A 21252-nucleotide genomic window follows, 5' to 3' on the forward strand; every position below is an offset into this window, starting at 1 on the left:
CGCTTGCGTGGAAGCGAGCTTGCCCCGCGATAACATTGACGGCTACAACGCATTGGTCGATCTGTCCGCACGCTGGTCGACCCACCGCTGAGCTTTCCGATACAATGCGTCACCGTGCCGACCATCGAGTCGGAAAGTTCAGACGAGGTGTTCCATGGATATCATCGAAACAATCAAAGAGCAGATTGCCAACAACACCATTCTGCTTTACATGAAAGGCTCGCCGAACGCCCCGCAGTGCGGCTTCTCGTCCCGTGCCTCGCAGGCCGTCATGCAGTGCGGCGAGAAGTTCGCCTACGTCGACATCCTGCAGAACCCAGAAATTCGCGCCAACCTGCCCAAGTACGCCAACTGGCCGACCTTCCCGCAACTGTGGGTGGCCGGTGAGCTGGTCGGCGGCAGCGACATCGTGCTCGAGATGTTCGAGAAGGGTGAGCTGCAAACGCTGATCAAGGAAGCAGCCGCCAAGGCCAAGGCTTCCGAAGCCTGATACACGCTGATGCCGGAGCGGTCACGCCGCTCTGGCAGATACGAAAAAGCCCCGCACTTGGCGGGGCTTTTTCGTATCTGGAAGAAGATTATTCTTCGCCCATCTGCGATTGCAGGTAGTTCTCGATGCCAATCTTGTCGATCAGGCTCAGCTGGGTTTCCAGCCAATCGATGTGCTCTTCCTCGGATTCGAGGATGTCTTCGAGCATTTCACGCGAGCCGAAGTCGCCGACCGTTTCGCAATGGGCGATGGCGGCCTTGAGGTCGGTCAGGCCTTTTTGCTCGATCTTCAGGTCACACTCAAGCATTTCCTTGGTGTGCTCACCGATCAGCAATTTGCCCAGGTCTTGAACGTTCGGGATGCCTTCGAGGAAGAGAATACGCTTGATCAGTTTGTCAGCGTGCTTCATCTCATCGATCGATTCCTTGTACTCGTGCTTGCCGAGCTTGTTCAGGCCCCAATCTTCGTACATGCGGGCGTGCAGGAAGTACTGGTTGATCGCGACCAGCTCGTTTCCGAGGATCTTGTTGAGATGCTGGATGACGCTTACGTCGCCTTTCATGTCCGGGTTCCTGCCCTGTGAGGTATGCCAATACAGAGAAGTTTGAGCCCCACAAGTACCACTGTCAAACCTAAGTTATTGAATAATAAATGAAATTTAATCGGAATAAGAATGTTTGTGAACCGCGTTAGAGCGCTAACTTATTGAATTACTGGCATAAAAAAACCGGACACGAGGTCCGGTTCTTCAAATTCGCTGGTATTTCAGGCCGCATTAAATTCAACGGGGTAGGGCAGGGCGGCTTGTTGGCTGACCTGAAGGTCGGTCAGGGTCTCGCGGACCACCTGCTTGGCGAGGCAGGCACACTTGCCACATTGGCTGGCCACATTGGTGGCGGCTCGAACTTCCTTGTAGCTGCAGCATCCTTCGTAGATCGCATCGCGGATCTGTCCGTCGGTCACGCCGACACAAAGACACACATACATAGGGCTGACCATCGCGGGTTGAGTCGATGGATTGGAGCTTAATGGTAATGAGAATGCTTGTCAAAGTGCTTTCTGAAAGCGCCCGCCTTGAGCGACCGGCGGTTGGATTCGGACTGTCACTCGAACCTGTGTATGATGGGCGGCCTTTGTTGGATGCCTGGCGCTGTCAGCGTGCGGGCAACGATTCTTCACCATCATCAGGAGTTAACGAATGAGCGTACTCGTTGGTAAACAAGCCCCCGACTTCACCGTTCCAGCTGTACTGGGCAACGGCGAAATCGTCGACAGCTTCAACCTGGCCTCGGCCATCAAGGGCAAGTACGGCCTGGTGTTCTTCTACCCGCTGGACTTCACCTTCGTCTGCCCGTCCGAGCTGATCGCCCTGGACAACCGCATCCCAGACTTCGCTGCCCGCGGCGTGGAAGTGATCGGCGTGTCGATCGACTCGCACTTCACCCACAACGCCTGGCGTAACACCCCGGTCAACAACGGCGGCATCGGCCAGGTCAAGTACACCCTGGCAGCTGACATCACCCACGAAATCTGCAAAGCCTACGACGTCGAGTCCGAAGGCGGCGTAGCTTTCCGTGGCGCCTTCCTGATCGACAAGAACGGCGTTGTTCGTTCGCAGATCGTCAATGACTTGCCGCTGGGCCGTAACATGGACGAGCTGCTGCGTCTGGTTGACGCCCTGCAATTCCACGAAGAGCACGGTGAAGTTTGCCCTGCCAACTGGAAAAAAGGCGACAAAGGCATGAACGCTTCGCCAGAAGGCGTTGCTGCCTACCTGAGCGAGAATGCTGGCAAGCTGTAAGCGCCACGCATAAAAAAACCGGCCCAAGTGGCCGGTTTTTTTATGCGTGCTCAAAGCCCCATCGCGCAGCACGGCTACTCCCACTCTCGTAATGAATATGTGGCAGCGGCCCGGCCCTGCAGTGCGGCCTTTGGATCAATCGTTGAAGTCGCGCCAGCCGCCCATCTCTTTCCAGCGGTTGACGATGCCGCAGAACAGCTCGGCGGTCTTCTCGGTGTCATAACGGGCCGAATGCGCCTCACGACCATCGAAGTCGATGTCCGCGCTCTGGCACGCTCGCGCCAGCACGGTCTGACCATAGGCAAGGCCGGCCAGGGTGGCGGTGTCGAAGCTGGAGAACGGATGGAACGGGTTGCGCTTGAGGTCGTTGCGCGCCACTGCTGCGTTGAGGAAGCCCAGGTCGAAGCTACTGTTGTGACCAACCAGGATCGCCCGCTTACAGCCGTTGGCCTTGAGCGCCTTGCGCACGCCACGGAAGATATCGGTCAGCGCGCTTTCCTCACTCACGGCCATGCGCAGTGGGTGATCGAGCTTGATCCCGGTGAACTCCAGGGCGGCCGCTTCGATATTGGCGCCTTCGAACGGCTCGACGCGGAAGAAATAGGTGTGTTCCGGGAACAGGAAGCCCTTCTCATCCATGCCGATGGTAACTGCGGCGATCTCCAGCAGTGCGTCGGTAGCGCTGTTGAAGCCGCCAGTCTCGACATCCACCACTACTGGCAGGTAACCACGAAAGCGCTCGGCCATCGGGTGGCGAGGACCGCCGGTTTGACCTTCCTGGTCGTCTTCGTACAGATCTTCGCTCACGCGTTTTCCTCCAGCAGGCGCCAGCGCAGTTTTTCACCGGCGCGCAGCGGAATCACAGTATTGTCGCCAAACGGCAGGCTGCTTGGCGCAGTCCACTCTTCGCGGACCAGGGTAATGGTGTCGGTGTTCGCCGGCAGGCCATAGAAGGCCGGGCCGTGCAAGCTGGCAAAGCCTTCGAGCTTGTCCAGCGCATTGCGCTGCTCGAACGCCTCGGCGTACATCTCGATGGCCGCATAGGCGGTGTAGCAACCGGCGCAGCCACAGGCGGCTTCCTTGGCATGTTGGGCGTGCGGCGCCGAGTCGGTGCCGAGGAAGAACTTGGGATTGCCACTGGTAGCGGCGTCCAGCAGCGCCACCTGATGGGTGTTGCGCTTGAGGATCGGCAGGCAGTAGAAATGCGGGCGAATGCCGCCGACCAGCATGTGGTTGCGGTTGTACAACAGGTGCTGGGCGGTAATGGTCGCGCCAACGTTGGCTGGGGCCTCGGTGACGAACTGCGCAGCATCGGCCGTGGTGATGTGCTCGAACACCACCTTGAGCGTCGGGAAACGCTCGACCAGACGCCGCATATGCTCGTCGATGAAGCGTTTTTCGCGGTCGAACACGTCGATCTCGGCCCGGGTCACCTCGCCGTGTACCAGCAATGGCATGCCGGTTTCGGCCAAGGCTTCGATAGCCGGGAAGATGTTATCGATGCTGGTCACGCCGGAATCGGAGTTGGTCGTAGCGCCAGCCGGGTAAAGCTTGGCGGCGTACACGAAGCCACTGGCCTTGGCCGCGCGGATGTCGTCAGGGCTGGTGCGATCGGTGAGGTACAGCACCATCAGCGGCTCGAAGCGGCTGCCTGCCGGGCGAGCGGCAAGGATGCGCTCGCGGTAGGCGCCAGCCTCGGCGGCGTCGCGCACCGGCGGGACCAGGTTGGGCATGATGATGGCACGGGCGAAGGTGCGCGCCACGTCACCAACGGTGTGGGGCAAGACGGCACCATCGCGCAGATGGATGTGCCAGTCGTCGGGACGCAGGAGGGTCAGGCGGTCGGACATTGGGAATTCCAGGCGGGTCGAACTCAAGGGTGAATGCTACCGGAAAACCCTTGGGCGAGCACGGCTATCAAGTTTTCCGCCAGCCGACCGATAGCCTGCAGGTAAGCCGTCAGAATTTGTGGAGCCGCCCGTGCGCCAGCGTTACCTAGCCCTGTTCACTCTGTTTGCCAGCCTGCCGGCCGGTGCACTGACCTTCCAGACGCGGATGGAGAACATCGCCTGGACGGTCGAGGGTGACCAGTTCGAGTGCCGATTGGTCCAGCCGATCGAAGGCTTTGGCAGCGGCGAGTTCGTGCGGCGCGCCGGCGAGCAGCCGACCTTCCAGCTGCGTTCCAACAGCAACGTGTTGGGAGCGGGTTCGGCCACTTTGCTCGCTGCTGCAGCGCCCTGGCAGCCTGGGCGTGGCGATATCAACCTGGGCGCCGTGCGTATGGCGCGTACCGGCGTGCTGTTCACCTCCTCCCAGGGCCAGGCCAGTCGTCTGATCAATGGCCTGCTCGATGGACGCAGCACAGTGGTGCGCAACTACACCGGCGAAGGCGGCCGGGCCATGGAAGTGCGAGTACTGCCGGTAAGCTTCGCCAAGGCCTACAGCGATTATCAGGCGTGTGCCGGTAAGTTGCTGCCAATGAACTACGACCAGATTCGCCAGACCCAGGTCGGCTTCCCCACCGGGGTCGATCTGGACAGCAATGCCCGGGCGCGACTGGATGTGATCCTCGATTACCTCAAGGCAGACCCGTCGGTAAATCACATCGAGCTCAACGGCCACTCCGACAACAGCGGCAATCGCCTGACCAATCGGGAAAATTCGCGGCGCCGCGCCCTGGCCGTAGCTGATTACCTGAAGGCGCATGGCGTGCCGGAAGAGCAGATCACCGTGCGATTCCATGGCGAGCGGTACCCGCTTGCCAAGAACAACAGCGCCGCCAATCGTGCGCGCAACCGTCGAGTGAATATTGAGCTGGATCGGGTTACGCCGGTTGCCAAGCCGGTCGAGAAGCCGCTTGAGCAGGCGCCTGCTGCGCCGGCTTCGACATCAGCGCCAGCTGCTGCGCCTGCCGCCAAACAGCTCTAGTCGCCACTAAACTCGGATAACCGCCACCAACCCATAGTCGCGCCGTCGACAGTTCCTGTCGCTTTGTCGTCAGAAGCTGTCGCCCCACTGTAAATTTGTCACTGACGCCGGTAGAATCAATCGCTTTCCGTACAACCCCGTGGAGTGATGGCATGGCGGACGTAAATAAGGTCGTACTGGCGTATTCCGGCGGCCTTGATACTTCGGTGATTCTCAAGTGGCTGCAGGATACCTACAACTGCGAAGTGGTGACCTTCACCGCTGACCTGGGGCAGGGCGAGGAGGTCGAACCGGCCCGCGCGAAGGCTCAGGCGATGGGCGTGAAAGAAATCTACATCGACGACCTGCGCGAAGAATTCGTGCGTGACTTCGTATTCCCGATGTTCCGCGCCAACACCGTCTACGAAGGCGAGTACCTGCTGGGTACTTCCATCGCTCGTCCGCTGATTGCCAAGCGCTTGATCGAAATCGCCAACGAAACCGGCGCCGACGCTATCTCCCACGGCGCTACGGGTAAAGGCAACGACCAGGTGCGCTTCGAGCTGGGTGCCTATGCGCTCAAGCCTGGTGTCAAGGTCATCGCCCCATGGCGTGAGTGGGACTTGCTGTCCCGCGAAAAACTGATGGACTATGCCGAGAAGCACGGCATCCCGATCGAGCGCCACGGCAAGAAAAAATCACCGTACTCGATGGACGCCAACCTGCTGCACATCTCCTACGAAGGCGGTGTCCTGGAAGATACCTGGACCGAGCACGAAGAGGACATGTGGCGTTGGAGCGTCTCGCCAGAGAACGCACCAGACCAGGCAACCTACATCGAGCTGACCTACCGCAATGGCGACATCGTTGCCATCGACGGCGTCGAGAAGTCCCCGGCTACCGTGCTGGCTGACCTGAACCGCATCGGCGGCGCCAACGGCATCGGTCGTCTGGACATCGTCGAAAACCGTTACGTGGGCATGAAGTCGCGTGGCTGCTACGAGACCCCAGGCGGCACCATCATGCTGCGCGCTCACCGCGCCATCGAGTCGATCACCCTCGACCGTGAAGTCGCTCACCTCAAAGATGAGCTGATGCCAAAATACGCCAGCCTGATCTACACCGGTTACTGGTGGAGCCCAGAGCGGGTCATGCTGCAGCAGATGATCGATGCGTCCCAGGTCAACGTCAATGGCGTGGTTCGCCTGAAGTTGTACAAGGGCAACGTCACTGTTGTTGGTCGCAAGTCGGACGATTCACTGTTCGATGCTAACATCGCGACTTTCGAAGAAGACGGCGGCGCCTACAATCAGGCCGATGCTGCTGGCTTCATCAAGCTCAACGCCCTGCGTATGCGGATTGCCGCTAACAAGGGCCGCTCGCTACTGTAATAACGCGCTGTTTTGAAAAAACCCGGCCTTGCGCCGTAATGCTGTTCACTTAAGGCCCTTGTCGCCTGCTTTGGGGCCGCTCTGCGCCCCTTCGCGGGCAAGCCCGCTCCCACAGGTACGGCGCCGACCAACCGAGCGGCGCTATACCTGTGGGAGCGGGCTTGCCCGCGAAGGGCGCAGAGCGGCCCCAAAATCATCTTAAGTGAACAGTATTACGGCCTTGCACCGGGTTTTTTTGTCTCTGTCAAAAGTCAGCCAGTTCCTCGTCTTCGGCAACCGGGTGAACAATCAACTTGATGCGCATGCGTGTATCCAAATTACACAAGGTCCAACTCCGGGGCTGCGCGTGAGGGTGGCTGAGAGTCCGCAAAATGTGAGTTTCGATGAACTTCTGCGCTTCAGGGCCAGACAAGGCAATAATTTGACTGTTTTGGTCTGGGGCCTGTAATGAAGGCTGCGCAGTAATGTTCGCAGGGGGCACAGAGTGTCTGTCGGCGGTGGAGGTTGAGGGGGGCTGGTATAGAGAGCGGTGATTGAAATTCAGCGTCAGAAAAAACAGCACCGTTAAGAAGAAGGGGAAGCCGACCAAAAACCAAGTGTAGATTGTCTGACTGCTTTCAGAGAGAAACGGCAGCGAAGCCAAGGCCGAGGCTTCAACGATGCCGGCAAAGATGGCGATGAGCGTCAATGGACCCAGGCCCTTTTCAATGTTCATGACTGCAGCCTTACATTGGATTTTTTTATATGTACCTGTAATGACGTTTAAAAACAAAAGGAAGTCATTCCCATGGGCAGGTGGGGATGGCGGGTGCCGATTGATTTCTGGCTTCTGCTGCTTCGGTTGAGTGAGTGCTACCAGGCGAGTGCTTAGAGATGTTGGACCTAATTATCAATGGTTGAACAACTTGCCCACTCCTTGTTTGTAGGACTATTCCTTATTTTATGTAGTCCTCATCTCTGCATGCGTTTAAAGGGCAATTCATAGACCCATTGAAGGTTCTCCTCGGTTATTGTTACGCCTGCAAAAAATAACGAATCAATGGATATCGCATGAATAAAGTGCTTATCGTGGATGATCATCCTGTTATCCGCCTGGCCGTGCGCATGCTGATGGAACGGCATGGCTATGAGGTGGTGGCGGAAACTGATAATGGTGTGGATGCCCTGCAATTGACACGGGAGCATCTACCCGACATCGTCGTGCTGGATATCGGCATCCCCAAACTGGATGGGCTCGAGGTGATTGCGCGGATGACCTTGGCCAGTCCTGGCAGTAAAGTGCTGGTACTCACCTCGCAGGCACCTGGGCATTTTTCGATGCGTTGCATGCAGGCTGGCGCCGCCGGATATGTGTGTAAACAACAAGAGCTGACTGAACTGCTCAGTGCCATAAAGGCGGTATTGTCCGGCTACAGCTACTTTCCCAATCAGGCGTTGCACAAGACCCGTGGAAGTCTGAATAACGGTAGTGAGGTGGAAATGGTCGAGCGTCTATCGGCCAGGGAAATGATGGTGCTGCAGCAATTGGCGCGGGGTAAAAGCAACAAGGACATTGCCGATAGCATGTTTCTGAGTAACAAGACCGTCAGTACCTACAAAACACGTTTGCTGCTCAAGCTCAACGCTCGCTCGTTGGTCGATCTGATAGAACTGGCACAGCGTCATGGCCTGGCCTGACTAAGCAACTAGAGCCCAAGCCAAGGGGCCGCTGCGCGGCCCGATCGCAGTCTGCGATTGGGCTGCACGCAGCCCCAGCTACAGGCTTGCGCAGAGTAAGATTCGATGCGTTACAAGTCGTAGTCGTAGTCGGACAGCTGGCGCTGCAGGCGGCGCTCCTCGAGCATGTTATCAATGGTGCGGCGTTTACTCAGGTTGGTCTTTGCGGTTTCCACTTGAGGCTCTGCTTCGTCATCAGCGGAAGCGGTGAAATCATCGTCGATCGACAGCTCGTCTTTATCGGTGCTCATGAGTTACTCCAAGCCAAAGGGCCATTGGGCGTCCTTATAACGAGAAACTCGATCGCGGTAAAAAAGATTTTTTCAATCGTACAACGGTGTTTTCACCTATTGGCTCAATCATCGGAGGTCTTGTGCTTGTACTCGCACAGGTCCTCGATCCGACAGCTACCACAGCGCGGCTTGCGCGCCTGGCAGACATAGCGGCCGTGCAGGATCAGCCAGTGATGAGCATCGAGCAGGTAATCTTTGGGAACGAATTTCATCAGTTTCTTTTCCACTTCCAACACGGTCTTGCCCGGTGCGATACCCGTTCGATTGCTGACCCGAAAGATATGCGTGTCGACAGCCATCGCCGGTTGGCGAAAAGCGGTATTGAGCACCACATTGGCGGTCTTGCGGCCAACTCCGGGGAGTGCTTCGAGCGCTTCACGGGTTTGCGGCACCTCGCTGCCATGCAGCTCAATCAACAAACGACAGGTCTCGATAACGTTTTTGGCTTTGCTGTTGAACAGGCCGATGGTGCGGATGTACTCGCTCAAGCCTTCGACCCCCAGCGCATAGATCGCCTCAGGTGTATTGGCAACTGGATACAGGCGTGCAGTGGCCTTGTTGACACCGACATCAGTGGCTTGGGCAGACAGGATCACTGCGATGAGCAGCTCGAAGGGCGTGGTGTAGGCCAGTTCAGTCTTCGGATCAGGATTGTCTTCGTGCAGCCTGCGAAAAATCTCCAGGCGTTTGGCAGCATTCATGGGGTCAACGAATTCCTTGACGACGTGAAGGGGCAGGCCCCGGACGCAGGCGATTGTACAAGGCAAGCAGCAGGCCGAGCAGTATCAATGCACCTGGAGCCAGATTGGCCAGGTACAGATCAGTGCTGCTCGTCAGCCACTGGCGCAGCGCACCGAGCAACAGGCCGGCTGTGACGAAGCCAGCTAGATGCAGGGCCAATGAGCGCCATCGTGCTTGCTGGGGTAATAGATGATCGGCTGCCAGGCATTGCACGCTGAGCAATAGCGGGTAGTGACCGAGCGCCAAGGCCGGCGGTAGTGCCCAGGCATGCAGGCTCATATGTAGGCAGCTGGTCAGTGCTGCGATCAGCAGGACGCTCGCCAGCAGGTAGAGATAGCCGCCCAGCTGCCGGCGCAAGGGCGTCAACAAGGCTTGATGCGAGACCATCAGCAGAACCGCACAGCCGCAGATTGCCGCCGCCTGGAACAGTGTGCGGGTCGCGCCCAGCAAGGGCACCAGACTGACGCTGAAAAACCACAATCTATTCATCAGGATTGCCTTCGATCAGGGCGGCGCGGTGTTCGTCGAAGTAGCGCAAGGCATCTTGCAAGGCATCAATCACCGCGCGAGAGGTAACCGTAGCCCCTGCCAGCTGATCGAAATCCCCCTGATCACGTTTGATCGCCCAGGCATCCGAGTGCGTGCGGCCGATAAATTGATCCAGCCAGCGCAGAGCAGGGTCGACCAGGCGATCACCCAATCCAGGGCTTTCCTGCTGGTGCAATACCTCAATGCCAAGCAGCCGCCCATTTGCCGCAACGGCAATGGCCAGCTCTATCGGCCCGGCATAGCCTTGCGTACGGCTGCGCAACACCACTGCTATCGGTTTTGCCGACAGGGTGGCGCGAAAGCCCGCAAGTAGCTGGCTGTGGGCAAGCTGGATATTTTCCAGGTGCAGTGGGGCCTGCAAAGGATCGTTGTCGTAGCTGTCAGACGGCAATACCGCCAGCCACTGACGGCTCTGCAACTCGCGCTGTGCTTGCTCGATGGGCTTCTCTGTGAGCTGCCACCAGGTCACCGTCACCGCCAGCGACAAACTGCCGACCAGTGTCAGCACCAAGGCCTGACGTGCCACGCTGTTCATGAAGTCGCCTGCTGCCGGCGCATCGCCAGACGCTCAAGGGACGGCGCTGCAAGGTTCATCAGTAAAATGGCGAAGGCGCTGCCGTCAGGGTAGTTGCCCCAAGTCCTGATCAGATAGATCAACACCCCGGTGCCAAGGCCGAACATTAGCCGCGCCAGCGCGGGCTTGGGGCCGGACACGGGCTCGGTGGCGATAAAGAAGGCGGCCAGCATGGTCGAGCCGCTGAACAGGTGCAACAGTGGTGAGCCATGGGAGTCGGAGCCCGAACCGTTCCAGCCCAGCAGGCTGAACACCAACAGCCCACCCAGTAGGCCCACTGGCGCGTGCCAGCTGAAGACCTTGCGCTGCAGCAAAAAAAGCCCACCGAGCAGAAATGCCAGGTTGACCCATTCGCCAGGGCGGCCGCCAATGCTGCCAAATCCCGGATGCCTGGCGAACAGCTCTTCGATGGTCAAGCTGCGGTTGTGGCGCAGGCCATCGAGTACGGTGGGCTGGGCCCAGGCATCGATGCTGGCGTTGCCAAACACCAGTTGCAGGCTTTCTGGTAATCCCGGTATCGGTCCCGGCCAATGGTTCATCTGCAGCGGGAAGCTCAAGAGCACGAAGGCGTAACCGACCATTGCCGGATTGAACAGGTTGCGTCCAACTCCGCCAAAGGCTTGCTTGCCAATGCCGATGGCGACACTTGCGCCAAGCACTGGAAGCCACCACGGCGCATAGGGCGGTAAGGCCGCTGCCAGTAGCACTGCCGTGACCAAGGCGCTGCCATCGACTAGCGAAGGCAACAGCTGTTGCCCGCGCAGCTTGAGTAGCAAGGCTTCGCTGGCGCTGGCAGCGCAGGCGCACAAGATCAGATTGAACAGTACGCCCCAGCCCTGTAGCCAGAGCAGTGCCAACAGGCCCGGCACGCAGGCGAGCAACACCTGGCCCATGGCCGTGCGCAGTCGTGGGTCAGGCGCCGGGGTCATGTGGTGAACAATCCATTGAGGCCAGAAAACGCCATGGCCATGATTCCGGCGGCCAACAGCTCGATGGGCAGGCCGCGCAGCGTGACGGGCACGTCTTCATGCTGGCAGCGCTGGCGCAGGTCGTCGAACAAGGCCAGGGCCAGCCAAAATCCCAGCCCACCGAGCAGTCCCCAGACGAGGGTTGTCACCCAGTCACTGTGCTCGGCGCTAAGCTGCAAGGCCAAGCCAAGGGCCGTTACATTCAAAAGCAATGCCGGGCGCATCTGTGCGATGGGCCATGCTGGCCTTAGGCGGGCAAGCAGGGTTGGCCAGCCCCAGGCAATACTCGCCAGCAGCGGCAGCAGCGCCAACAGTTGCAGGTGCTGTATCTGCAAGGGTGTGAAAATGAGGCTCTCGAGCAGCTTCGCACCGAGCAACCCAAGTAGTATCAGCACCGCGCTGGAGAAGCCGAACGCATGCACTTGCAGCTGCGAGTCTGCACCCTTGTGCAAGAACAGGTGATTGACCAGCGCAGCGCTGACCAGAACCAGGACGTAGTCGCTCATGAGAATGCCGAAAGCCGTGGGCTGCACTGAGTATATCTGGCACTGCGGCGGGGTATGAAAAAGCCCCGGCGCAAAGGCCGGGGCTGGAGACTTACTTGATGCGTTGACCCGGCTTGGCGCCGCTGTCTGGGCTGAGCAGGTAGATCTCTTCACCGCCAGGGCCGGCAGCCATGACCATCCCTTCGGACATGCCAAAGCGCATTTTACGCGGCTTGAGGTTGGCGACCATCATGGTCAGGCGGCCTTCCAGCTTGGATGGGTCAGGGTAGGCCGACTTGATGCCGGAGAATACGTTACGGCGCTCGTCACCGATGTCCAGGGTCAGTTGCAGCAGCTTGTCAGCGCCTGGTACAGCCTCGGCCTTGACGATCAACGCTACGCGCAGGTCGACGGCGGCGAAGGTATCGAACTCGATTTCTGCCGACAGTGGCTCTTTGCTCAGCTCGCCGTTCCCGGCAGGTGCGCTGGAAGTCTGCGAGGCGAGCAGGTCTTCCTTGCTGGCAGCGACCATGGCTTCGACCTTGGCTGGCTCGATCCGGCTCATCAGTGGTTTGAAGGCGTTCAACTGATGGTTTTCCAGGCGCGACAGGTGATCGTTCCAGGTCAGTGGTGCGACATTCAGGAACGCCTCGGCATCGGCTGCCAATACCGGCAGTACTGGCTTGAGGAAGATCACCAACTGACGGAACAGGTTGACGCCCTGGGCGCAGATCGCCTGCACTTCGTCCTGTTTACCTTCTTGCTTGGCCAGCGACCATGGCGCCTTGTCGGCGATCCAGGCGTTGGCGCGGTCGGCCAGGCCCATGATCTCGCGCATGGCGCGGGCAAAATCGCGCGCTTCATAGGCTTCGGCGATCGACGGCGCCGCGGCGAGGAACGCCTCGCTCAGCTCCGGCGCGGCGTCGCCCGCTACCAGTACACCTTGGTTGCCCTTGTGGATGAAGCCTGCGCAGCGGCTGGCGATGTTCACCACTTTGCCGACCAGGTCAGAGTTGACCTTCTGCACGAAGTCTTCCAGGTTCAGGTCCAGGTCATCGACGCCACGGCCCAGTTTGGATGCGTAGTAGTAGCGCAGGTATTCCGGGGCCAGGTGATCGAGATAGGTGCGCGCCTTGATGAAGGTGCCGCGCGACTTGGACATCTTCGCGCCGTTGACGGTCAGGTAACCATGCACGTTGATCGCGGTAGGCTTGCGGAAGCCTGCGCCTTCAAGCATGGCTGGCCAGAACAAGGCGTGGAAGTTGACGATGTCCTTGCCGATGAAGTGGTACAGCTCGGCGCGGGAGTCTTCTTTCCAGAACGCATCGAAGTCCAGTTCCGGACGGCGTGCGCAGAGGTTCTTGAAGCTGGCCATGTAGCCGATCGGTGCGTCCAGCCAGACATAGAAGTACTTGCCAGGCTCGCCAGGGATCTCGAAGCCGAAGTAGGGGGCATCGCGGGAGATGTCCCACTCTTGCAGGCCCGAGTCCAACCATTCGGCGAGTTTGTTGGCGACCGCATCCTGCAAGGTGCCGCTCCGGGTCCATTGCTGCAGCATGGCCTGGAAGTCTGGCAGCTTGAAGAAGAAGTGCTGGGAGTCTTTAAGGACCGGAGTGGCACCAGAGATGGCCGACTTGGGGTTCTTCAGCTCGGTGGGCGCGTAGGTGGCGCCGCACTTTTCGCAGTTGTCGCCGTACTGGTCTTCGGCCGCACATTTAGGGCAGGTGCCCTTGATGAAGCGGTCGGCCAGGAACATACCCTTCTCAGGGTCGAAATACTGGGTGACCGAGCGATTGGCGATGTGGCCGGCTTCGCGCAGACGGGTGTAGATCAGGCTCGACAGCTCGCGGTTTTCTTCGCTGTGGGTCGAGTGGAAGTTGTCGAAGTCGACCAGAAACTCGGCGAAGTCGCCGCTGTGCTCGGCCTGGACGTTGGCAATCAGCTGCTCTGGGGTGATGCCTTCTTTTTCGGCACGGAGCATGATCGCCGAGCCATGGGCATCGTCAGCACAGACATAGATGCACTGGTTGCCACGTAGCTTCTGGAAGCGAACCCACATGTCCGTCTGGATGTACTCCAGCATATGGCCAAGGTGGATTGAACCATTGGCATAGGGCAGGGCGCTGGTGACGAGAATCTGACGTGGCTCGGACATGGTGGCTCGGCTACTTATCTGGCTACGGAAAAAAATGGATGATCGGCCACTATAAAGGGCTGGCGAATATATTTCACCCCAAGCACGCATCTCTAGACGATTGACGGGTTAGCATAAGCGTCTGTTCCATATTCAGTTTGCCAATGGGAGTCTCCATGAGTACCGTCACACGTGCCGCCGTCGAAGGCGTGCTCCGCCAGTACACCGACCCATACCTGAACCAAGACCCGGTCAGTGCCGGTTGCGTGCGCGCCATCGATATCCAGGGCGGGCAGGTCAAGGTCCAGCTGCAGCTGGGTTATGCCGCAGGCCTGTTCAAGAACGGCTGGGCCCAGGTATTGGAAACGGCCATTGGCAATCTTGACGGGGTGGAGGCTGCGCACGTGGCCATCGACTGCGTGATCGCTGCGCACAAGGCCCAGGCGCAAGTCCCGGGCATGGCCAACGTCAAGAACATCATCGCCGTGGCATCGGGCAAGGGGGGGGTGGGTAAATCGACCACTGCCGCCAACCTTGCCTTGGCCCTGGCCCGCGAAGGTGCCCGGGTAGGTATTCTGGACGCCGACATCTATGGCCCGAGCCAAGGGGTGATGTTCGGTATCGCCGAAGGTACCCGTCCGCAGATCCGTGACCAGAAGTGGTTCGTGCCGCTCAACGCCCACGGCGTCGAAGTGATGTCCATGGCGTTTCTGACCGACGACAACACACCGATGGTCTGGCGTGGTCCGATGGTGTCCGGAGCGCTGCTGCAGCTGGTGACCCAGACCGCCTGGGATGATCTTGATTACCTGGTGATCGACATGCCACCCGGCACCGGCGACATCCAGCTGACCCTGGCGCAGAAAGTGCCGGTGGCAGGTTCGGTGATCGTCACCACCCCGCAAGACCTGGCGCTGCTCGATGCCAAGAAGGGTGTGGAAATGTTCCGCAAGGTCAACATTCCGGTGTTGGGTGTGGTCGAGAACATGGCCGTGCATATCTGCTCGAACTGCGGGCATGCCGAGCATCTGTTCGGTGAAGGCGGTGGCGCCAAGCTGGCCGCCCAGTACGGGGTCGAAGTGCTGGCCTCGCTGCCGCTGTCGATGCTGATCCGTGAGCAGGCCGATAGCGGCAAGCCTACTGCGATCGCTGAGCCTGAAAGCCAGATCGCCATGGTCTATCAAGAGCTGGCGCGGCACGTCGGTGCGCGGATCGTGCAGCAGGAAGCCGCAGCACCGGCAATGCCCAATATCACCATCAGCGAAGACTGACCGTGGGAGCGGGCTTGCCCCGCGATAGCGTCGCACGTGCTGACGCTGTCGTAGGCCAGCCCGCTGCTACTGCCCAGCAGCTGGATGTTTTTGCAGGCACAAAAAAACCCGCCAAAAGGCGGGTTTTTCTTGAAGCTAAACTGGATTAGGCCAGTTGAACTTCTTCAGCCTGCATGCCTTTCTGGCCGCGGGTAGCGACGAAAGTAACAGCTTGGCCTTCTTTCAGGGTCTTGAAGCCGTCAGCTTGGATGGCTTTGAAGTGCACGAACAGGTCGTCACCCGACTGAGGGGTGATGAAGCCGTAGCCTTTCTCATCGTTGAACCACTTGACGGTACCGGATTGACGGTTGGACATGTGTCTGTCTCCTTGGACAAAGTAAATTTCGGCACAGGAAACGCCCTGGCCGGACTGAGTGCAAAGAGTAGGAAAATTCAGCGATGGGCCGATGGAAATCGTGCATCAAACTAGAGATTCTCGGTGTCACGTGCAGCACAGTGGCGTCACCTTAACCCACTTTCCGCGACCTGCCAATGGTCAAAAGCCGGTTTGATGAAATTCGGATCGACGGCGGCCGCAAGCCCCGTCCGGCGCGGGATACGGCATGGAACTTTAACCCAGACGCCGGGACCGGTAAGATGCGCATCTTGTTTTTTACCTCGCACTCTCAGGACACCCCCCGCCATGAGCATCAAATCGGATAAGTGGATTCGCCGCATGGCGCAGGAACACGGCATGATCGAACCGTTCGTCGAGCGCCAGATGCGCGGCGAAGCAGATAGCCGGGTGATCTCCTTCGGCGTCTCCAGCTATGGCTACGACGTACGCTGCGCTGACGAATTCAAGGTCTTCACCAACATCAATTCGGCCACCGTCGATCCGAAGAACTTCGATGCCGGCAGCTTTGTCGACGTCAAGAGCGACGTCTGCATCATCCCGCCCAACTCCTTTGCCTTGGCCCGCACCGTCGAGTACTTCCGCATTCCACGCAATGTGCTGACCATCTGCCTGGGCAAGAGCACCTATGCCCGCTGCGGCATCATCGTCAACGTCACCCCGCTCGAGCCCGAGTGGGAAGGCCATGTGACCCTCGAGTTCTCCAACACCACCACGCTGCCGGCGAAGATCTACGCCAATGAAGGCGTGGCGCAGATGCTGTTCCTGGAGTCCGACGAAGAGTGTGAAGTGTCCTACAAGGACCGCGGTGGCAAGTACCAGGGCCAGCGTGGCGTCACCCTGCCGCGCACCTGAGCCGACGAGCGCGGGGAATTCCTGCCCCGCCTGGCACTCCAACGAGTGAACAGTTCCAGCGCGCATGACGTGCGCTGGCTCTCGTCAGGAGCTGTCTATGAAACTCAATCCCGCAATCAGTGCGAAGCTGGCCGTCCTGCAGCCCAACCAGATCGGGTTGCTTGCATGGTCACTGCTGGCCCATCCGCCGCTGCAAGCCGGTGGCGTGCCGCACCAGCCTGATCCCGACACCCCGCAGCCGCCCGAACCTGGTGAGCATCCACCGATGGAACCGGGCGAGCCAACCTTGCCCGATGAGCCGCCTCCTGCCCCTGTAGCCTGATCAGCGCTGCAGCGCCCAGACCTGCTCAGCCCCCGCGACGAACACGCGGGTGGCGGCGTGTGGCTCGACCGTCCAGCCGCCGGTGAATTCACCGAAGGCGGGCAATAGGCTGACATTGTCATCGATCAGAAAACACGGCAGGCGCAAGCGCTGTCGGGCTCTGCCGCGCAGTATGAAGACCGGATGAATGTGCCCCGCCAGCACGGGGTGGGTTGGGTTCGCAGTCGGTTCGTGCTGCAAGGCGAAGGGCGGCAGAAGCCAGGGTTCATCCTTGATCGCGATGTCCAGCTCTGCTGGCGGATCCCCAGCGTGGCGGTCGTGATTGCCGCGCACCAATACCATTTGCAGCTGGCGATGGCGCTGGCGCCAAGCCGTGAGCTTGGCGACGATTGTGGGTGCGCGCGCCGGGCGCGCATGGAGAAAGTCGCCCAGCACGATCAGCTGCTCGCAATCGTAGGCATCGAGCAACGCATCCAGTCGGGCAAGCGTGGCGTCGGTGGTGCCGCGAGGCACCGGTTGATGCAGCGCGCGAAAGCTTGCGGCTTTTCCGATGTGCACGTCGGCCACCAGCAAGGCGCGTCGGGCAGGCCAATACAGGGCCTTGTCCGGTAGCAGCCAGAGGGTTTCGCCACAGTGTTCGATTACCAGGTGCTGGCCCATGACACTCCTTCAGGATCGTTGACGATGTCCAACACTTGGTAGCTCGTCGGTCTGGCGCCCCTCAGCCTCTATCTGCCACTTTTTCCAGGTCAGCTACCATCCGCGCAATGCGATCGGCCAGTTTCTCGGTGCTCAACGTCTCGCGCATGCCTTCGACCAACAGCGCAAACGCCAGCGGCCCGGGCCGGCGCAGAGCGCGTAAATCCAGGCGCAGCCTGCTCATCTTCAGCAGTTGCCGATGCAGCCGTTCGATCTCCAACTCCTCGCGCAACACTTCATCGCGCGCCTGGCCCAGCAGCAGATTACCCGCGTCATGCTTGCGAAACACTTCATAGAACAGGCCGCTGGATGCCTGAATCTGCCGGGTACTTTTTTGCGCCGCCGGATAGCCGCCAAACACCAAGCCGGCGATCTGGGCGATTTCGCGAAAGCGCCGCAGGGCCATTTCGCCGGCGTTCAGACTGGCCAACACGTCCTCCAGCAGGTTATCGGTGGACAGCGCCGGAGGTAGGTAGCTGGCCCAATCGACAGCGCTCGGGCTGAGCAGCTCGAAGCCATAGTCGCTAACGGCGATCGACACCGACAGTGGCTGCTCCCGGCTGACTCGCCAGGCCAGCAGATTGGCCAGGCCCAGGTTGGCCATGCGTCCAGCGAAGGGGTAGAGGAACAGGTGAGAGCCCTGGCGCGAGGTGAGCGTCTCGGCCAACAGCGTCTGCTCGGTGGGCAGCGCTGACCACGTGTGTTGCAAGGTCAGCAAGGGACGCACGGCGCGCATCTCCGGGCCGTTGAAGTGGCCGTGGGCGGCGGCGTCCAGCTGGGCGACCAGGGCATCGGCCAGTTCGCTGGAAAGCGGCATGCGCCCGCCATTCCAGCGCGCTACCGCGGCCTTGCGCGAGGTGCTGCGACGCACGTAGGCGGTCATGTTCTCGACCCGCACCAGCTCCAGCACGCGGCCAGCGAACACCAGGGTATCGCCGGGGCGCAAGCGGGCGATGAAGGCCTCTTCGACACTGCCCAGGCTTTTGCCACCGCCACCCTTGCTCCAGTACTTGAGGTTGATACTGGCCTCACTGACGATGGTGCCGATGCCCATCCGGTGGCGGCGGGCCAAGCGCTCGCTGGCCACTCGCCAGACACCATCCGGGTGGGCGACTACGCGCTGGTAGTCAGGGTAAGCGCTGAGTGAGTCGCCACCGTGGCGGACAAAGTCCAGCGCCCATTGCCACTGGCTATCGCGCAAATCGCGAAACGCCCAGGTGCTGCGCACTTCCTGGAGCAATTGCTCCGGTCGAAAGCCACTGCCCAACGCCATGCTGACCACATGCTGGACCAGCACATCCATGCTTAAGCGCGGCGACTGACGAGCCTCGATCTGGCCGGCTGCCAGGGCGTGACGGGCTGCTGCGGCTTCCACCAGTTCCAGGCTGTGGGTAGGCACCAGGGTAATCCGCGAGGCCCGCCCCGGCGCATGCCCGGAACGCCCCGCGCGCTGCAGTAGCCGGGCTATGCCCTTGGCCGAGCCAATCTGCAGCACACGCTCTACCGGTAGAAAGTCCACGCCCAGATCGAGGCTTGAGGTGCAGATGACCGCCTTGAGCGTGCCCTGCTTGAGACTGCGCTCGACCCAGTCGCGGGTCTGTCGTGCCAGCGAGGCGTGGTGCAGGGCAATCAGTCCAGCCCAGTCGGGGCGCTGCTCGAGCAGGGCCTGATACCAGAGTTCGGCTTGCGCGCGGGTATTGGTGAACACCAGGCAACTGGCGCTGGCTTCAATTTGCGCGCTGACCTGAGCGAGCATCTTCAGGCCCATATGGCCCGCCCAGGGGAAGCGTTCGATGGCCTCCGGCAGCAGGGTGTCGACCTCAAAACGCTTGTCTTGCCTGCCCTTTATCAGTACGCCGGCGCCAGGCAGCAAGACTTCGCGGGCGTGCTCCAGGTTGCCGAGGGTGGCCGACAGCCCCCAGACCACCAGCTCCGGCCGCCAGCGGCGCAAGCGCGCCAAGGCCAGTTGCAACTGCACGCCACGCTTGTTGCCGAGCAGTTCGTGCCATTCGTCGACGACTACCATGCGCAGTGCAGAAAAGTCTTCAACCGCATGTTCGCGGGTCAGCAACAGGGTGAGGCTTTCGGGTGTGGTGATCAGGGTGCTGGGCAAGCGTCGAGCTTGGCGCGCTCGCTCCGAAGCGCTGGTATCGCCACTGCGCACGCCCACGCTCCAGTTCAGCTCCAGGTCGTCCAATGGCGTCTGTAAGGCGCGCGCGGTGTCTGCTGCCAGGGCGCGCATAGGGGTGACCCACAGGACCTGTAGCGGCGCTGGTTGGCGTGCAGTGCCTGCTTGGGCAAAGGCGCGCAGTGCCGCCAGCCACACCGCATAGGTCTTGCCAGCGCCAGTGCTGGCATGCACCAGGCCTGACTCACCTCGCTCGACCGCCGCCCATACCTGGCGCTGGAAAGCGAACGGTTTCCAGCCGCGGGCGGTAAACCAGGCGTTGGCAAGGTCGGTCGAGGCGCTCATGCGGCGGATCCGTCGAAGGCTGTGCTTCTACAGACCGTTGGCCGCGGCGATTGGTTTTACTCGATCAATTACCCAGCAGGTAGCCGCTACGGCAGATCTCTTCGCCGGCGACATGAGCGATGACCATTCCGCTGGTAGCCATGCGCCGCACGCTACGTGCGTACAACAGCCCGGCCTGGCTGTTGCGTAGCGCGGTCACGCGATCGCTGAGTGGATCAATCACCTCGGCGATCAGTTGCCCGGCTTCCAAGTACTGGCCAGGTTTGGCGTGGAACACCAGCAGGCCGCCCAGCGGCGCGGTGACCAGCTCAACCGCAGCCAGCGGCGAGGCTGGGTAGGGTAGTGCAGGCAGCGGCGCGGGCTGGCCATCGATGACGCCGGCATGGGTGAGGAAGTCGATGATCGCCTGGCTGTCCTTGCTCGCCAGTTCGTGGCTGACATCGGCCTGGCCGCGCAGCTCGACAGTCACCGAGAAGCTGCCCTGCGGGATCGGGAAGCGTTTGCCGAAACGTTGCTGCAACTGCCACCAGACCAGGCTGAAGCATTCATCGAACGACTGGCCGCCAGAGTCGGTGGCCAGCAGGCTGGCCTGGGCGCCGAGGTAGCGTGCCAGCGGCTCGACCTTGGGCCAGGCCTCTGGGGTGGTGTAGAGATGCTCAACCGCTTCGAAATCGCAGTGCAAGTCGAGCACCATGTCGGCATCGCAGGCTAGCCGTTGCAGGCACAGGCGCTGCGACTGCAGCGGCGTGCGCGCCGGGTGAGCGTCCAGGCCGCGGCGCAGGTACTCGCGGATCAAGGCCAGGTTATGCGCCGGGTCATCGGTCAAATGGCCTTCGATCTGGTCACCGATGCTGTCTGACAGATCAACGAAATTGCGGTTGAAGTTCTCCCCGCTCTGTAGCTCGAAGCGCCCCAGTGGGGCGTCGAGCAGCACCTGCTCCAGACCCACCGGATTGGCCACTGGCACCAAGGCAATCGCCTGGCGCAGTCGGCCTTGCTGCTCAAGCTCCAGCAGACGCTGCTTCAAGTGCCAGGCCACCAGCATGCCGGGCAGCTCGTCGGCGTGCAGCGAGGCCTGGATGTAGACCTTGCCGCCCCCGCGTGGGCCGAAGTGGAAACTGTGCAACTGGCGGGTGATGCCCGGAACGGGCGACAGCAGGTCGTGGGTCGAGTGGTGCATGGTGGTCCT

General features: G+C 60.4%; 24 protein-coding genes. 8 read left to right on the plus strand and 16 right to left on the minus strand.

What is annotated here, in order from left to right; translation table 11 throughout:
* Positions 1-154: 154 nt before the first annotated feature.
* Positions 155-490 (plus strand): Grx4 family monothiol glutaredoxin, encoded by a 336-nt coding sequence (grxD, locus tag OIU19_RS19060; protein WP_054899444.1) that lies wholly within the window; start codon positions 155-157, stop codon positions 488-490.
* Between the two features lie 88 nt (positions 491-578).
* Here grxD and bfr read toward each other — a convergent pair whose 3' ends face one another.
* Both bfr and OIU19_RS19070 read right to left on the minus strand, forming a co-directional pair.
* Positions 579-1052 (minus strand): bacterioferritin, encoded by a 474-nt coding sequence (gene bfr / locus OIU19_RS19065; protein ID WP_186556206.1) that lies wholly within the window; start codon positions 1050-1052, stop codon positions 579-581.
* 203 nt (positions 1053-1255) lie between these two features.
* Positions 1256-1477, minus strand: a complete 222-nt coding sequence (locus OIU19_RS19070) for a bacterioferritin-associated ferredoxin (RefSeq protein ID WP_186556207.1) — start codon at positions 1475-1477, stop codon at positions 1256-1258.
* A gap of 211 nt (positions 1478-1688) precedes the next feature.
* On the opposite strand from OIU19_RS19070, the gene OIU19_RS19075 reads away from it, so the two are divergent.
* Positions 1689-2291 carry a peroxiredoxin gene (locus tag OIU19_RS19075; protein WP_112897608.1) on the plus strand — a complete coding sequence of 201 codons (603 nt, stop codon included), beginning with the start codon at positions 1689-1691 and terminating at the stop codon, positions 2289-2291.
* Positions 2292-2426: 135 nt separating this feature from the next.
* Here the strand turns inward: OIU19_RS19075 and rnt are convergent, their stop codons facing one another.
* Together rnt and pyrC are read right to left on the minus strand one after the other, a co-directional pair.
* Complete coding sequence (gene rnt, locus OIU19_RS19080) at positions 2427-3038, minus strand: ribonuclease T (protein ID WP_189661901.1); 612 nt, start codon at positions 3036-3038, stop codon at positions 2427-2429.
* A gap of 56 nt (positions 3039-3094) precedes the next feature.
* Positions 3095-4141, minus strand: a complete 1047-nt coding sequence (pyrC, locus tag OIU19_RS19085) for a dihydroorotase (protein WP_264236330.1) — start codon at positions 4139-4141, stop codon at positions 3095-3097.
* 130 nt (positions 4142-4271) lie between these two features.
* Between pyrC and OIU19_RS19090 the strand changes: the two genes are divergently transcribed.
* Positions 4272-5219, plus strand: a complete 948-nt coding sequence (locus OIU19_RS19090; RefSeq protein ID WP_264236331.1) for an OmpA family protein — start codon at positions 4272-4274, stop codon at positions 5217-5219.
* Positions 5220-5371: 152 nt separating this feature from the next.
* Positions 5372-6589, plus strand: coding sequence for an argininosuccinate synthase (locus tag OIU19_RS19095; RefSeq protein WP_027594196.1), 1218 nt, complete (start codon positions 5372-5374; stop codon positions 6587-6589).
* Positions 6590-6833: 244 nt separating this feature from the next.
* Here the strand turns inward: OIU19_RS19095 and OIU19_RS19100 are convergent, their stop codons facing one another.
* Positions 6834-7304 (minus strand): hypothetical protein, encoded by a 471-nt coding sequence (locus OIU19_RS19100; RefSeq protein ID WP_264236332.1) that lies wholly within the window; start codon positions 7302-7304, stop codon positions 6834-6836.
* A 335-nt stretch (positions 7305-7639) separates the two neighbouring features.
* Between OIU19_RS19100 and OIU19_RS19105 the strand changes: the two genes are divergently transcribed.
* Complete coding sequence (locus tag OIU19_RS19105; RefSeq protein ID WP_186556212.1) at positions 7640-8266, plus strand: response regulator transcription factor; 627 nt, start codon at positions 7640-7642, stop codon at positions 8264-8266.
* A gap of 110 nt (positions 8267-8376) precedes the next feature.
* Here the strand turns inward: OIU19_RS19105 and OIU19_RS19110 are convergent, their stop codons facing one another.
* The 7 genes from OIU19_RS19110 to metG all read right to left on the minus strand — a co-directional run bounded on the left by OIU19_RS19110 (position 8377) and on the right by metG (position 14070).
* A complete protein-coding gene (locus OIU19_RS19110) occupies positions 8377-8556 on the minus strand; it encodes a PA3496 family putative envelope integrity protein (RefSeq protein ID WP_186556213.1) in 180 nt (59 codons plus the stop codon).
* A gap of 104 nt (positions 8557-8660) precedes the next feature.
* Positions 8661-9299, minus strand: coding sequence for an endonuclease III (gene nth, locus OIU19_RS19115; protein ID WP_186556214.1), 639 nt, complete (start codon positions 9297-9299; stop codon positions 8661-8663).
* Between the two features lie 4 nt (positions 9300-9303).
* On the minus strand, positions 9304-9828 hold the full coding sequence (locus OIU19_RS19120; protein ID WP_264236333.1) for an Rnf-Nqr domain containing protein: 525 nt from the start codon (positions 9826-9828) through the stop codon (positions 9304-9306).
* Entirely contained in the window at positions 9821-10423 is a 603-nt protein-coding gene (locus tag OIU19_RS19125) for an RnfABCDGE type electron transport complex subunit G (protein ID WP_264236334.1), read from the minus strand. Before OIU19_RS19125 ends, OIU19_RS19120 begins: the two co-directional genes overlap by 8 nt.
* A complete protein-coding gene (locus OIU19_RS19130; RefSeq protein WP_264236335.1) occupies positions 10420-11391 on the minus strand; it encodes an RnfABCDGE type electron transport complex subunit D in 972 nt (323 codons plus the stop codon). The genes OIU19_RS19125 and OIU19_RS19130 overlap by 4 nt, the downstream gene beginning before the upstream one ends.
* Positions 11388-11936, minus strand: a complete 549-nt coding sequence (locus OIU19_RS19135; RefSeq protein WP_264236336.1) for an Rnf-Nqr domain containing protein — start codon at positions 11934-11936, stop codon at positions 11388-11390. Before OIU19_RS19135 ends, OIU19_RS19130 begins: the two co-directional genes overlap by 4 nt.
* A 91-nt stretch (positions 11937-12027) precedes the next feature.
* Positions 12028-14070, minus strand: a complete 2043-nt coding sequence (metG, locus tag OIU19_RS19140) for a methionine--tRNA ligase (protein ID WP_264236337.1) — start codon at positions 14068-14070, stop codon at positions 12028-12030.
* A 155-nt stretch (positions 14071-14225) separates the two neighbouring features.
* Here metG and apbC point away from each other — a divergent pair, with 155 nt between their 5' ends.
* Complete coding sequence (gene apbC / locus OIU19_RS19145; protein WP_264236338.1) at positions 14226-15320, plus strand: iron-sulfur cluster carrier protein ApbC; 1095 nt, start codon at positions 14226-14228, stop codon at positions 15318-15320.
* A gap of 145 nt (positions 15321-15465) precedes the next feature.
* Here the strand turns inward: apbC and OIU19_RS19150 are convergent, their stop codons facing one another.
* Positions 15466-15675: a cold-shock protein gene (locus OIU19_RS19150; protein ID WP_043197576.1), complete on the minus strand. Its 210-nt coding sequence runs from the start codon at positions 15673-15675 to the stop codon at positions 15466-15468.
* Positions 15676-16002: 327 nt separating this feature from the next.
* On the opposite strand from OIU19_RS19150, the gene dcd reads away from it, so the two are divergent.
* Together dcd and OIU19_RS19160 are read left to right on the plus strand one after the other, a co-directional pair.
* Positions 16003-16569 carry a dCTP deaminase gene (gene dcd / locus OIU19_RS19155; RefSeq protein WP_186556221.1) on the plus strand — a complete coding sequence of 189 codons (567 nt, stop codon included), beginning with the start codon at positions 16003-16005 and terminating at the stop codon, positions 16567-16569.
* 97 nt (positions 16570-16666) lie between these two features.
* The gene (locus OIU19_RS19160; protein ID WP_186556222.1) at positions 16667-16891 is read left to right on the plus strand and encodes a hypothetical protein; all 225 of its coding nucleotides are present in this window, start codon (positions 16667-16669) and stop codon (positions 16889-16891) included.
* On the opposite strand, the gene pdeM is transcribed toward OIU19_RS19160, so the two are convergent.
* The 3 genes from pdeM to OIU19_RS19175 form a co-directional block, all read right to left on the minus strand.
* Positions 16892-17551, minus strand: coding sequence for a ligase-associated DNA damage response endonuclease PdeM (gene pdeM / locus OIU19_RS19165; RefSeq protein WP_264236341.1), 660 nt, complete (start codon positions 17549-17551; stop codon positions 16892-16894).
* Between the two features lie 61 nt (positions 17552-17612).
* Entirely contained in the window at positions 17613-20063 is a 2451-nt protein-coding gene (locus OIU19_RS19170; RefSeq protein WP_264236343.1) for a ligase-associated DNA damage response DEXH box helicase, read from the minus strand.
* Positions 20064-20127: 64 nt separating this feature from the next.
* Entirely contained in the window at positions 20128-21243 is a 1116-nt protein-coding gene (locus tag OIU19_RS19175) for a succinylglutamate desuccinylase/aspartoacylase family protein (protein WP_264236344.1), read from the minus strand.
* Between the last annotated feature and the right edge of the window lie 9 nt (positions 21244-21252).

This window comes from Pseudomonas sp. BT-42-2, from assembly GCF_025847435.2.
Taxonomy (GTDB): domain Bacteria; phylum Pseudomonadota; class Gammaproteobacteria; order Pseudomonadales; family Pseudomonadaceae; genus Aquipseudomonas; species Aquipseudomonas urmiensis.

Coding starts and splice junctions, on each gene's coding strand:
- OIU19_RS19110 (WP_186556213.1), bottom strand. CDS start 8,556: ATGAGCACCGATAAAGACGAGCTGTCGATCGACGATGATTTCACCGCT.
- OIU19_RS19120 (WP_264236333.1), bottom strand. CDS start 9,828: ATGAATAGATTGTGGTTTTTCAGCGTCAGTCTGGTGCCCTTGCTGGGC.
- OIU19_RS19130 (WP_264236335.1), bottom strand. CDS start 11,391: ATGACCCCGGCGCCTGACCCACGACTGCGCACGGCCATGGGCCAGGTG.
- pdeM (WP_264236341.1), bottom strand. CDS start 17,551: ATGGGCCAGCACCTGGTAATCGAACACTGTGGCGAAACCCTCTGGCTG.
- bfr (WP_186556206.1), bottom strand. CDS start 1,052: ATGAAAGGCGACGTAAGCGTCATCCAGCATCTCAACAAGATCCTCGGA.
- OIU19_RS19175 (WP_264236344.1), bottom strand. CDS start 21,243: ATGCACCACTCGACCCACGACCTGCTGTCGCCCGTTCCGGGCATCACC.
- OIU19_RS19125 (WP_264236334.1), bottom strand. CDS start 10,423: ATGAACAGCGTGGCACGTCAGGCCTTGGTGCTGACACTGGTCGGCAGT.
- OIU19_RS19075 (WP_112897608.1), top strand. CDS start 1,689: ATGAGCGTACTCGTTGGTAAACAAGCCCCCGACTTCACCGTTCCAGCT.
- pyrC (WP_264236330.1), bottom strand. CDS start 4,141: ATGTCCGACCGCCTGACCCTCCTGCGTCCCGACGACTGGCACATCCAT.
- nth (WP_186556214.1), bottom strand. CDS start 9,299: ATGAATGCTGCCAAACGCCTGGAGATTTTTCGCAGGCTGCACGAAGAC.
- OIU19_RS19150 (WP_043197576.1), bottom strand. CDS start 15,675: ATGTCCAACCGTCAATCCGGTACCGTCAAGTGGTTCAACGATGAGAAA.
- OIU19_RS19100 (WP_264236332.1), bottom strand. CDS start 7,304: ATGAACATTGAAAAGGGCCTGGGTCCATTGACGCTCATCGCCATCTTT.
- OIU19_RS19170 (WP_264236343.1), bottom strand. CDS start 20,063: ATGAGCGCCTCGACCGACCTTGCCAACGCCTGGTTTACCGCCCGCGGC.
- metG (WP_264236337.1), bottom strand. CDS start 14,070: ATGTCCGAGCCACGTCAGATTCTCGTCACCAGCGCCCTGCCCTATGCC.
- OIU19_RS19135 (WP_264236336.1), bottom strand. CDS start 11,936: ATGAGCGACTACGTCCTGGTTCTGGTCAGCGCTGCGCTGGTCAATCAC.
- rnt (WP_189661901.1), bottom strand. CDS start 3,038: ATGGCCGAGCGCTTTCGTGGTTACCTGCCAGTAGTGGTGGATGTCGAG.
- OIU19_RS19160 (WP_186556222.1), top strand. CDS start 16,667: ATGAAACTCAATCCCGCAATCAGTGCGAAGCTGGCCGTCCTGCAGCCC.
- OIU19_RS19105 (WP_186556212.1), top strand. CDS start 7,640: ATGAATAAAGTGCTTATCGTGGATGATCATCCTGTTATCCGCCTGGCC.
- OIU19_RS19095 (WP_027594196.1), top strand. CDS start 5,372: ATGGCGGACGTAAATAAGGTCGTACTGGCGTATTCCGGCGGCCTTGAT.
- OIU19_RS19070 (WP_186556207.1), bottom strand. CDS start 1,477: ATGTATGTGTGTCTTTGTGTCGGCGTGACCGACGGACAGATCCGCGAT.
- dcd (WP_186556221.1), top strand. CDS start 16,003: ATGAGCATCAAATCGGATAAGTGGATTCGCCGCATGGCGCAGGAACAC.
- grxD (WP_054899444.1), top strand. CDS start 155: ATGGATATCATCGAAACAATCAAAGAGCAGATTGCCAACAACACCATT.
- apbC (WP_264236338.1), top strand. CDS start 14,226: ATGAGTACCGTCACACGTGCCGCCGTCGAAGGCGTGCTCCGCCAGTAC.